This window comes from Gluconobacter sp. (assembly GCF_047723935.1).
Classification (GTDB): Bacteria; Pseudomonadota; Alphaproteobacteria; order Acetobacterales; family Acetobacteraceae; genus Gluconobacter.
The window spans coordinates 1-10416 of record NZ_JBDOBO010000075.1; the positions used below are offsets into that span (position 1 = coordinate 1).

Genomic DNA, 10416 nt, shown 5'->3' on the forward strand with positions numbered 1-10416 from the left:
ATATGGCTGGGGCGGTTTGCCAGCCTGCGGATTGAACGTGCGCTGATCAACCAGTTTGCACCCGGCAAGCAGGGGCGTAGCCAGCAGGATGCAGCCTGCCAGAGAAAGGGCGCGTGGAGCCATGATGCCTCGGGGCGAACGAAAATGTCGGACAAATGCAGCCATATTGCGCGGGACCGTCGCAGGAACGGAGGGTTTCGGCAAGATTAAGAGCATCAAGTTCATGAAAAACTATGCCAACCCCCTGTTGCTTCGCTGTGGCGGTGCTATGGAAGAAGCCCTTTCGTCAGAATAGCGGAGTAGGCAGGCATGGCGGTAAAAATCGCAATCAACGGTTTCGGACGTATCGGACGTCTCGTTCTGCGCGGCATCATTGAGAGCGGTCGTACGGACGTTGAGGTCGTAGCTATCAACGATCTTGGCTCGGTCGAAGCAAACGCACACCTTCTGGCTTATGACAGCGTCCATGGCCGTCTGCCGGGCAAGGTCCGTGCTGAAGGCAATACGCTCATCATTGAAGCAAACGGCCGCACCTATGGTCCGATTACCGTTTCTGCTGAGCGTGATCCGTCCAAGGTTCCGTTCGAAGGCATTGATGTTGCCATGGAATGTACGGGTCTCTTCACCACGCGTGAAAAGGCTGCTGCCCTGCTGGAAGCTGGCGCAAAGCGCGTCATCGTCTCCGCTCCTGCAACGGATGTGGATGCCACCATCGTTTTCGGTGTGAACGACGACGTTCTGACGCCGGACATGAAGGTCATTTCCAACGCATCCTGCACCACGAACTGCCTTGCTCCTGTCGCTTACGTTCTGGACGAAGCGTTCGGCATCGAGCGCGGCTACATGGTCACGATTCACTCCTACACCGGTGACCAGCGCACGGTGGACACCCTGCACAAGGATCCCCGTCGTGCCCGCGCTGCGGCCCTGAACATGATCCCGACGTCCACGGGCGCTGCGAAGGCTGTTGGTCTGGTTCTGCCGCATCTGAAGGGCAAGCTGGACGGCACGGCGATCCGCGTTCCGACGCCGAACGTCTCTCTTGTCTCGCTCGACTTCGTGCCAAAGACCGCTCCTGCTTCTGCTGAAGCCGTGAACGAAGCGATCCGTGCAGCGTCCGAAGGCAAGCTCAAGGGCGTTCTGGACTACAACACGGCACCGCTGGTCAGCACGGATTTCAATCACTCCCCTGCGTCTTCCACGTTCGATGCAACACAGACGGCTCTGGTTGATGGCGGCCAGCTTGTTCGCATCTGCGCCTGGTATGACAATGAGTGGGGTTTCTCCAACCGCATGGCCGACACGGCTGCTGCTTTCGGGAGCCTCTGACCCATGGTTTTCCGCACGCTCGACACCCTGGAGGCACGCGGCAAGCGCGTGCTCGTCCGGGCTGATCTGAACGTGCCGATGCATGACGGCGTCATCACTGACGCCACGCGCATCGAGCGCGTTGCCCCGACCATCAATGAGCTTGCCGGTAAGGGCGCGCGCGTTGTGGTCCTCAGCCATTTCGACCGCCCGAAGGGCAAGGTCGTTCTTGGCATGTCCCTGCGTCCGATTGCTGAAAAGCTTGGGGAAATTCTGGGCAAGCCGGTTGGTTTCGTTCCGGAATGCGTAGGCCCGACTGTTGAAGCCGCTGTTGCGGCTCTCAATGACGGGGAAGTGCTGGTTCTGGAAAACACGCGCTTCCATGCGGGTGAAGAAGCCAACGATCCGGAATTCGCCAAGGCGATTGCGCAGAATGGCGATATTTTCGTCAATGATGCCTTCTCGGCAGCACATCGCGCTCATGCCTCTACAGAAGGCGTGGCGCATGATCTTCCGTCTTTCGCCGGGCGGTTGATGCAGGCTGAGCTATCGGCTCTGTCGGCTGCGCTGGAGAATCCGGAGCGTCCGGTTGGTGCCATCATCGGTGGCTCCAAGATCTCCACGAAGCTGGATCTGATTGGCAATGTCATCGCTAAGGTGGACACACTGTTCATCACGGGGGCCATGGCCAACACGTTCCTGGCGGCAGAAGGCATGAATGTCGGCAAGTCCCTTCAGGAAGCGGACATGCACGAAACAGCTCGCAAGATTGCGCATCTGGCGCAGGAAAAGGGCTGTGAAATCATTCTGCCAGTGGATGCCGTTGTGGCGCGCGAATTCAAGGCCGGTGCAGAAACCGAAACCTGCCTGATTGGCGAAGTGCCTGCCGACGCCATGATCCTTGATGCTGGTCCGCGCACTGTGGCGCTGATTAACGAGCGTCTGGCTACGTTGAAAACGCTTGTCTGGAACGGCCCACTCGGGGCGTTTGAGATCGAGCCGTTTGATCGTGCAACGGTTGAGGTTGCACAGGAAGCTGCTCGCCTGACGCAGGAAGGCAAGCTTCGTACTGTGGCAGGCGGTGGAGACACTGTTTCTGCGCTGCGTCACGCCGGTGTTGCTGGACAGATGAGCTACGTTTCCACGGCGGGTGGTGCGTTCCTGGAGTGGCTGGAAGGGAAAATCCTTCCAGGCATCGAGGTGCTTCGCACAACCGGACACCAGCTTGGTCTGGACTGAGTTCTAAAAAAGCGGGGAGAGCAATCTCCCCGCTTTTTTTGTAGCCGCATTTACGGAAAAAAGATTTCCTCAATGCTACGGCCGAAAAGCTGTGAAATCGTGAATGCCAATGGCAGGCTCGGGTCGTAACGCCCTTTTTCAATGGCATTGACTGTTTGTCTTGATACCGCCAGCGCTGCGGCCAGATCGGCCTGGCTCCAGCTTCGTTCTGCCCGAAGTTCCTTGAGGCAGTTGTTCATCGATAGCGCCTTTGGGCGACAAGGCCCCCGATCCACCAGAGGGTTCCCATGATCGGCCAGACTGCAAAAGCTCTGAGCTTTGGTAACCCGGCACTTTCGGCAAAGCCCCAGCCGAAGGTCAGTAGAGCGGTTCCCAAAAATGACATTGCAATGGCATCCAACTGAATCCGACGTTGTAATTCATCCATTCGCCAGATTGCACGCATGATGACCCATGCGGCTGTCACCGCTCCCACCATGGGCGTGAGTGCCAGTATTATTCTTGTTAAAGGTGCAGGGTGGAGTGCCTGTTGCAGATAATTGGCTCCGAACAGCAGCACAAGATACAGCGCGAGCGCGCTACCGAGTTCGATGAGATATTGACGACCATACAACATGTCTGAGCCCTCCTGATGTAAAGCAAGCTTTACTTTTTAGGCTCGAATGTCAAGTAAGCTTTACAAAATATTCATTTCAGATACCTGCTCGGATCACGTTTTGTGACGTCACGAAACTTTCTAATTTTTTCAATTGTAATTGGAGGCTTTGACCCAGCACACTGTTTTCAGCTCCCCGTCGTGCTGGAATCCGCCTGATGCGCCTTCTGCCTATGCTGATGAAGTCTTTTCCACTGTTCGCTCTGGCAGTAGGAACATGCAGTGCGTTCGCTGCAGAAACTGTGCAGCCAGCTTCGGCGACGAAAAAGCCGTTCTCAGCGTTTACGCATCCTTTTAATGCTTCTCTGTCTCAGGACGCATCGGCTGACCCGCGGCAAGGAGCGGCGCTGATGCGCGGTTTGGAACACCACCGGGCGGACGTTATCGCGCAACAAATGACTTCAGGTTTCGGCGCGGCACCAGTCCCTGATGAGAATATTGAAGGTCCTCAGGATTCAGCGCAGTCCGATGCCTATGTGAAGCCCGATTTCTTTTCCAACAAAGTCGGCGAAGTCAACGATGCCGCTGCGGAAAATCACCCTGATCAGCATCGTAAAGGCGGCGGCGCAATGGCGGGCGGGCTAGCTTTGGCCGTGCCTCTCTCCCAATAAGCCCCTGTTCGGTCAATTAGGGCGATGCATATAAATTGAGTGGCTCAGGCAAGGGCTTCTCGTAGGATATGAATGGCAGCCTCAGGAGCTTCAATATACACATGGAAATGGGTGTGAGCTTTTGACCAATGAAGATGCAGCCTGACGCTTTTTAGGCAGCGTTCAACATAGTTCGAAAAATTGGCAGTCTTTGTTTTGGTAGACGATGCTTGCGAAGGCCTGTTGTGCCTTCCGAGGCGGGACATAGAAAGGCGTAAGCCATCCAGGTCTGCCCTCCTCGGGAGAGGATTGGGCTTCGTCATATAAAAAAAGGGCTGCCAACACTTCTGCTGGCAGCCCTCTCTCTAAAAAGCTTTTCTTATCAGGCCTGGAGGCCATTCTCGCGACGACGAAGTTCAACTTCGGCCGACATAGCCTTCTGAAGCTTCTCCATGGCGCGTGCTTCAATCTGACGGATCCGTTCACGTGACACGTTGTAGTGGTGAGAAAGATCTTCCAGCGTAGATGGCTCTTCCTTGAGGCGACGCTCTGCCAGAATGTGGCGTTCGCGCTCATTCAGGGTCATCATGGCCTGATCGAGAAGAGCTTTACGACCGCTGAATTCTTCTGAAGCCGCGTAAGTCTGCTCCTGGTTTTCGTTGTCGTCCACTAGCCAGTCCTGCCACTCGCCTTCGCCATCGATGCGCAGGGGCGCATTCAGGCTATGGTCCGGGGCGGCAAGACGCTGGTTCATGGATACCACGTCCTGTTCCGGAACGCCGAGCGTGGTGGCAATGGAATTCACCTGCTCGGGCTTCAGATCGCCGTCATCAATCGCCTGCATTTGCCCTTTCAGGCGACGGAGATTGAAGAACAGCTTTTTCTGCGAAGCTGTCGTACCGATTTTAACCAGTGACCAGCTGTGCAGGATATACTCCTGCATGGCGGCACGGATCCACCACATGGCGTAAGTTGCAAGGCGGAAGCCGCGCTCCGGGTCGAAGCGGCGGACAGCCTGCATCATACCGATGTTGCCCTCACTGATGAGTTCATTCACCGGGAGGCCATAGCCGCGATAGCCCATGGCAATCTTGGCCACGAGACGAAGGTGAGACGTCACCAGGCGGTGTGCCGCGCTGGTGTCTTCATTCTTGCGCCAGGCGCGGGAGAGATCGAGCTCTTCCTGCGGCGTCAGAAGGGGGAATTTGCGGATTTCCTGGAGATAACGGGTCAGGTTGTTTTCAGGACCCACGGAGATGACAGCTGGAGATGCCATGGTCTTCGATTCCTTTCGCCCGGGGGTGTGCCTGGCTCGATGAGGAGTAGACTCATACGAACTGGCAGAGGCAAAGTTCCTCACACCCAGGTGACGCATTGGGAAGGACTATCACGTCCCCAGCCGCTTACCCCCAGATTGGGCAGTGCACGGTGGTACGATCCGTTCCGGCGGCGCGTCAGCTCGTCGGATAAGCGTGTTTATGACAGGTGGAACCGAAAAGGTCAAGAACTTTCAGAGGTTGAGCCTGTCAGGCGCATTTTCAAGGTCTGGAAGTCTTCAGGAGGCGCAGTTTCGAAAGAAAGTGGCTTTTTTGTCCGGGGATGAATGAAGCCGAGTCGGGCGGCATGGAGAGCCTGGCGTGGGAAATCTAGAGCCGCTTCTTTCGCATCCTGAGGTAAACCGCGGGCTGCGGCCGGAATACGACGCAGATATACGGGGTCTCCGAGCAGAGGGTGTCCTGCCTGTGAGAGATGAACACGAATCTGATGGGTTCGCCCAGTGGCCAGTTTGCATTCGATCAAAGAGACGCTTGCATGGATCGGCTCCAGAAGCTTGAAGCGCGTGAGAGCGGTTTTTCCGCCTGACTGAACGACCGCCATGCGCTTGCGGTCCTTCTTGTCCCGCCCGATGGCACCGTCAAATTCGCCGGATGAGGGCAGTAGGCCCCAGGCGAGGGCCATGTAGGCACGATCTATATCGCGTGCAGCGAACGCTTCAGACAGGGCGTTATGAGCCATGGCATTCTTGGCCACCACCATCAGGCCTGATGTGTCCTTATCGAGCCGGTGTACGATTCCGGGGCGTTTCTCGCCACCAATGCCTTCAAACCCTTCGCCGCAATGTCCGAGAAGGGCGTTGACCAGAGTGCCAGTTTCGTTGCCGGGCGCAGGATGGGTCACGAGCCCGGCCTGCTTATCCAGAACGATCAGGTCCCGGTCTTCATATAAGATCGTCAGGGGCAGATTTTCCGCCAGGGGACGAGCCGGAAGTGGGGTAGGGAACGAAAGCACAAGCTCCATCCCGTCGCGGAGTATATCGGCGGGCTCATTGACGATCTGGCCGTTGCGGGTCAGATGACCCTCTTCGATCAGGGTCTTGACCCGGGAGCGGGAAATCGTGCCGATGGCGTCAGCAAGGGCGCGATCAACGCGTTGTCCGGCCAGGCTGGCATCAACAACAAGACGGAACGGGGTTTCAGGATCTGACATGAATCAGGGTTTAGCCGAGGATCAAGCGGGCAGCGAGTCAGGTACACCGAAAGTGTTGCTCGGCGCCGTCATTATCATGGGGGTTATGATCGTCGCCGGCGTGGCGGTCATGATTGGTGTGATTGCCCATCGCGTCATGCACCCGCATCATGATGTCAGTGTTTCCGCGCCGCCATCCGGGTCTTCGACGCGCCTTGCGTTGCCCTTGGGAGAGGGGGAACACATTACGGCTGTAACCGCACGGCCGGACGGCATGATGGCTGTAACATTAGGGCGCCCGGGCGCTGAGCGCGTTCTCCTGTGGAGCCCTGAGGCAGGTCGCGTCATGGCAGAACTTGATTTCGGCATGCCTCCCAGCGCCCCGTAAGGTCTTTTGCCTGAACATTCCAGTTCCTGATGCGTTGTTACTGACAAGATCATATCAGGACAGACATCATGGGACGCATTATTGACGCCGCTCTGGCTGCTGGAACGGTTTTCGGAGCGCAATATCTCGGCCGGGAGATCAGCCCGGCCGAAGATGGCTCAACCCGGCGCTGGTATCACCATCTGAACAAGCCAGAATTCTCGCCTCCAGCCCCTGTGTATGCCGTGGTCTGGACCCTTCTGGACGGCCTGCTGGCATGGTCTGGGTATCGTCTTCTGCGAGCTGAACGTTCCTGCGCACGGACCGCAGCACTTTGGCTTTGGGCTATCTGCGTTGCTGGCGTAGCCGGCTTTCCGTTCGCAGTTTTCCGTAAACGGCGTCTGGATGCAGGATTGGCGATCTGCATTGGTCTGGTCGTGACGTCAGGCGCGTCGATCTGGACGGCAAAAAAAGCTGATCCGTCCGCCGCTAAGCTTCAGATCCCGTTTTTCGTGTGGCTGACGTTCGCGGTGTTTGTTCAGGAAGAAGTCTGGCGCCGCAACTGAGTGGCGTCTGCCCCACCGAGGATTGATTGCATCAGCCCGGGAAAGCGTTCTTCAAGTTCCTGAAGGCGGAGGGAATTATGGTGCTGCACGCCTTCAATTCGGGTGTGCAGAACCCCACTTTCTCTTAAAACCTGAAAATGATGGGACATGCTGGACTTCGGGCGTGCCCCGATCAGGGCGGCACAATTTGCCTCTCCCAGAACATATAACCGCTGGACGATGTCCAGACGCACGGGGTCAGCCAGAGCCCTGAGGACCGTAATCAGATCGAGCTTTTTCAGATCGGGCGAGTCATGGCACGGCATACGGCGTCTTATCCCTTCCTTGAAGAATTGACGCAACACTTCTATAGTTCGATCGTTATCGAACTATAGAAGTTTCGATCAGGGAGTACCCTTTCATGCCCGATCTTTTTGATCCTATTGAACTTGGTGGATTTTCGGCAAAAAACCGCATTTTCATGTCTCCCCTCACAAGAGCACGTGCGGGCCGGGATGCAGTTCCAACACCGATCATGGCAAAGTATTACGCGCAACGGGCGGAAGCCGGTCTCATCATCTCTGAGGCAACAGGGATCTCCCGGGAAGGGCTGGGCTGGCCCTATGCGCCGGGCATCTGGTCTGACGAACAGGTTGAGGCATGGAAGCTCATCACAAAGGCTGTGCATGACAAAGGCGGCCGCATTGTCTGTCAGCTCTGGCATATGGGCCGGATGGTTCACTCCTCCGTCACAGGTTTGCAGCCGGTTGCACCGTCAGCCACTACGGCACCCGGTCAGTCTCATACCTATGATGGCAAGCTCCCTTATGAAGAGGCGCGCGCGCTGAGACTGGATGAAATTCCCCGTATTCTGGCAGATTATGAACGTGCCTCTCAAAATGCCATCAAGGCAGGCTTTGATGGCATTCAGCTTCACGCAGCCAATGGCTATCTGATTGACGAATTCCTGAAGGACGGCACCAATCATCGGGCAGATGAATATGGCGGTTCAGCCGAGAACAGAATCCGGCTTCTCTCACAGGTCACTGAGCGGATCATCTCGACCATTGGTGGAGAGAAAACTGGCGTCAGGCTTTCTCCGAATGGTGACACACAGGGATGCCTTGATTCTGCGCCGGAAACCGTTTTCGTACCTGCGGCCGCTGAACTGGAGCGTCTGGGTGTGGCGTGGCTTGAACTGCGTGAACCTGGACCGGATGGCACGTTTGGCAAAACGGATCAGCCACCGGTTTCACCGCAGATCCGGAAGGTATTTCGCCGTCCGCTGGTGTTGAATCAGGATTATACGCTTGAAAGCGCTCAGGATGCTGTCCGTGAGGGGCGGGCCGATGCAATAGCCTTTGGCCGTAAATTTATTTCAAATCCGGATCTGCCGACGCGTTTCGCTAAAGGTTTGCCGCTTCAGGCAGATGATATGGCCACATGGTATAGCCGTGGGGAGCACGGATATACGGACTACGCTTTCGCTAGCTGAGACTGGATACCGGGGCGAGATGTCGTCCCGGTTATCTCAGCCACAGATGAATGGTATTTCAGGCGGAAAGTGATTCAGAGTGTTGGGAATCTAAGTCTTCCAGCAGGTAGGGACCTCCAGCGAGGATTTCGATGGCAAGCATTCCGAGGCTGTTGGTTGAGCGTTCAGCAAGTGGAAGAAGGGCATTGCCGTTCGTCCAGCGGACATTATTCTTTTCCAAAGGATACCAGCCTTCCAGATCCTTCTCGCCCTTTTTGGACGAAAGACAGATGGATTTTCCGGAATCGTAGAAGGTGACGTCGCCGACGCAAACGCCAAGCTGTCGGCGGTCATCAACAAACGGACCGATTGTGTCGCAGGGACGGCTGGAGCGTGAAACCAACCTCACTGAGGTGACGGCGGATGGAATCATAAAGAGTGAGCGACCGCCCACTTCGCGTGTTTTATGGATAATCAGTCCAGTGTCAGAGATCAGATGAAAATCTGACTCCGTTGTCATCGCAACGGGCTTCGTCTGCCCTGGAGTATGAAGCTGTTTTGCGCGCTGTAGAATTTTTGCAAAAAGAGGCTCTACAAAACGGCGGGCGGGCACGGCAGGAGCGGTAGAGCGCTTATCCTGGCTTTTCGTATGGTTTGCGATGACAGCAATACTATCGTTTTTATGGAAGGAAAGACGGTTACCATTCGCGAGGTAACTCTCAATCAGCAGGCCATTTGCCATAATGGTTGAGGGGGTTTCGGTCTGTATATGAACGTGAGTGAAGCTTGTGATGCTACGGTCGTAGAAAATGGACCGCCCATTGACCAGCATGCGAGCAGGAACGAGGTTACCGTTTAAAAACAGGCAGTGTTCCGGCGTAATGAGCAAATCTTTATAAGGAACTTCGTCTGCAATTGCGTTTTTCAGGATACGCACAGGATATCCTGCTTGATCGTTTGGAAGACTAATTTTGGCATTAATATGAGTATGGCCAATCTTTATAATTTTAACTGTTTTTGGTGATTTATCACAATAGGCGAGCACGTCATCGCCAACTTTAAGACTTTGAATTGGCGTCTCACCTGACGGTGTTGCGACAGTGAAATCTACAGTAAAGCAGGCACACTCATTGGCCTTCTCATTAATTTTCAAAGACTTTTCTTTTGTAATATTTGGTTTAATGAATTTTTCTTTGTTATCTTTTTTTACTGTCTCATTTTTAGTAATGACATTCCAATTTGCTTTTTGAGGATAGATATACTTCTGGGTGCTGGAGTGTTCGGTAAGCGGAAAAGAGTATGGTGATCCTGACATGACAGCACTTGAGGTAAGAGAAACTGTAATATTTTTCTCGCAGTTCAAGTTTTCATCGTTTGGATAAGTTATTTTTCTTAACGAATGAATTTCTAGATTAGAAAAATAGTAATTACCTAAAATGGTTCTATAATGATTTCCGGTCTTTGTTTGAGTTGTTACTGTCGATATTTTATAAAAGGGCGTCGTCGCCATTCCACCTCTCCTGTCTATCTCATAGAGTCTATGAACAAACATAGGAAACCGGCATGTCGACCGGTGATCTGAATACAGATACACGGTAGCAGTTAGAAAATTATTAATGCAAACCTTAATGTGATGAAATTTGACGATAATGGGGCATTTTCACAAAATAGTGATTTAAAAATGGCAGAGTTCGTTAAAATAAATTACTCGTTATTAATTAAGTAACAAATAATTTCATGTTTCTGATCAATCAGCGAGGATGTGTTTGATC

12 protein-coding genes are annotated in these 10416 nt (G+C 54.3%); 6 read left to right on the forward strand and 6 right to left on the reverse strand.

Features of this window, described 5'->3' with window-relative positions; genetic code table 11:
* The first annotated feature begins 309 nt into the window (after positions 1-309).
* Positions 310-1329, forward strand: a complete 1020-nt coding sequence (gene gap, locus ABF979_RS14390; protein WP_202208333.1) for a type I glyceraldehyde-3-phosphate dehydrogenase — start codon at positions 310-312, stop codon at positions 1327-1329.
* 3 nt (positions 1330-1332) lie between these two features.
* Positions 1333-2547, forward strand: a complete 1215-nt coding sequence (locus ABF979_RS14395) for a phosphoglycerate kinase (RefSeq protein ID WP_415560515.1) — start codon at positions 1333-1335, stop codon at positions 2545-2547.
* A 50-nt stretch (positions 2548-2597) separates the two neighbouring features.
* Here the strand turns inward: ABF979_RS14395 and ABF979_RS14400 are convergent, their stop codons facing one another.
* Positions 2598-2786: a helix-turn-helix transcriptional regulator gene (locus tag ABF979_RS14400; protein WP_202208331.1), complete on the reverse strand. Its 189-nt coding sequence runs from the start codon at positions 2784-2786 to the stop codon at positions 2598-2600.
* Positions 2783-3163 carry a hypothetical protein gene (locus ABF979_RS14405; protein WP_202208329.1) on the reverse strand — a complete coding sequence of 127 codons (381 nt, stop codon included), beginning with the start codon at positions 3161-3163 and terminating at the stop codon, positions 2783-2785. The genes ABF979_RS14400 and ABF979_RS14405 overlap by 4 nt, the downstream gene beginning before the upstream one ends.
* Before the next feature lie 197 nt (positions 3164-3360).
* On the opposite strand from ABF979_RS14405, the gene ABF979_RS14410 reads away from it, so the two are divergent.
* Positions 3361-3813, forward strand: coding sequence for a hypothetical protein (locus tag ABF979_RS14410; protein WP_202208327.1), 453 nt, complete (start codon positions 3361-3363; stop codon positions 3811-3813).
* A 361-nt stretch (positions 3814-4174) separates the two neighbouring features.
* Here ABF979_RS14410 and rpoH read toward each other — a convergent pair whose 3' ends face one another.
* Together rpoH and ABF979_RS14420 are read right to left on the reverse strand one after the other, a co-directional pair.
* Positions 4175-5068 (reverse strand): RNA polymerase sigma factor RpoH, encoded by an 894-nt coding sequence (rpoH, locus tag ABF979_RS14415; protein WP_046900857.1) that lies wholly within the window; start codon positions 5066-5068, stop codon positions 4175-4177.
* Between the two features lie 224 nt (positions 5069-5292).
* The gene (locus tag ABF979_RS14420; protein WP_211499345.1) at positions 5293-6279 is read right to left on the reverse strand and encodes an RluA family pseudouridine synthase; all 987 of its coding nucleotides are present in this window, start codon (positions 6277-6279) and stop codon (positions 5293-5295) included.
* Between ABF979_RS14420 and ABF979_RS14425 the strand changes: the two genes are divergently transcribed.
* Entirely contained in the window at positions 6278-6646 is a 369-nt protein-coding gene (locus tag ABF979_RS14425) for a hypothetical protein (RefSeq protein WP_415560516.1), read from the forward strand. The two genes, ABF979_RS14420 and ABF979_RS14425, sit on opposite strands and share 2 nt — an antisense overlap.
* 68 nt (positions 6647-6714) lie before the next feature.
* A complete protein-coding gene (locus tag ABF979_RS14430; RefSeq protein ID WP_099213073.1) occupies positions 6715-7191 on the forward strand; it encodes a TspO/MBR family protein in 477 nt (158 codons plus the stop codon).
* On the opposite strand, the gene ABF979_RS14435 is transcribed toward ABF979_RS14430, so the two are convergent.
* Positions 7164-7496 (reverse strand): ArsR/SmtB family transcription factor, encoded by a 333-nt coding sequence (locus tag ABF979_RS14435; protein WP_046900860.1) that lies wholly within the window; start codon positions 7494-7496, stop codon positions 7164-7166. The two genes, ABF979_RS14430 and ABF979_RS14435, sit on opposite strands and share 28 nt — an antisense overlap.
* Before the next feature lie 95 nt (positions 7497-7591).
* Here ABF979_RS14435 and ABF979_RS14440 point away from each other — a divergent pair, with 95 nt between their 5' ends.
* Positions 7592-8665: an alkene reductase gene (locus ABF979_RS14440; RefSeq protein ID WP_415560517.1), complete on the forward strand. Its 1074-nt coding sequence runs from the start codon at positions 7592-7594 to the stop codon at positions 8663-8665.
* A gap of 58 nt (positions 8666-8723) precedes the next feature.
* Here the strand turns inward: ABF979_RS14440 and ABF979_RS14445 are convergent, their stop codons facing one another.
* Positions 8724-10154, reverse strand: a complete 1431-nt coding sequence (locus ABF979_RS14445) for a Hint domain-containing protein (protein WP_415560518.1) — start codon at positions 10152-10154, stop codon at positions 8724-8726.
* Positions 10155-10416 lie beyond the last annotated feature (262 nt).

Excerpts from the sequence above, each read along its gene's own strand:
- ABF979_RS14410 (WP_202208327.1), top strand. The coding sequence starts at position 3,361 with ATGCGCCTTCTGCCTATGCTGATGAAGTCTTTTCCACTGTTCGCTCTG.
- rpoH (WP_046900857.1), bottom strand. The coding sequence starts at position 5,068 with ATGGCATCTCCAGCTGTCATCTCCGTGGGTCCTGAAAACAACCTGACC.
- ABF979_RS14440 (WP_415560517.1), top strand. The coding sequence starts at position 7,592 with ATGCCCGATCTTTTTGATCCTATTGAACTTGGTGGATTTTCGGCAAAA.
- ABF979_RS14405 (WP_202208329.1), bottom strand. The coding sequence starts at position 3,163 with ATGTTGTATGGTCGTCAATATCTCATCGAACTCGGTAGCGCGCTCGCG.
- ABF979_RS14425 (WP_415560516.1), top strand. The coding sequence starts at position 6,278 with ATGAATCAGGGTTTAGCCGAGGATCAAGCGGGCAGCGAGTCAGGTACA.
- ABF979_RS14400 (WP_202208331.1), bottom strand. The coding sequence starts at position 2,786 with ATGAACAACTGCCTCAAGGAACTTCGGGCAGAACGAAGCTGGAGCCAG.
- ABF979_RS14430 (WP_099213073.1), top strand. The coding sequence starts at position 6,715 with ATGGGACGCATTATTGACGCCGCTCTGGCTGCTGGAACGGTTTTCGGA.
- ABF979_RS14420 (WP_211499345.1), bottom strand. The coding sequence starts at position 6,279 with ATGTCAGATCCTGAAACCCCGTTCCGTCTTGTTGTTGATGCCAGCCTG.
- ABF979_RS14395 (WP_415560515.1), top strand. The coding sequence starts at position 1,333 with ATGGTTTTCCGCACGCTCGACACCCTGGAGGCACGCGGCAAGCGCGTG.
- gap (WP_202208333.1), top strand. The coding sequence starts at position 310 with ATGGCGGTAAAAATCGCAATCAACGGTTTCGGACGTATCGGACGTCTC.
- ABF979_RS14435 (WP_046900860.1), bottom strand. The coding sequence starts at position 7,496 with ATGCCGTGCCATGACTCGCCCGATCTGAAAAAGCTCGATCTGATTACG.
- ABF979_RS14445 (WP_415560518.1), bottom strand. The coding sequence starts at position 10,154 with ATGGCGACGACGCCCTTTTATAAAATATCGACAGTAACAACTCAAACA.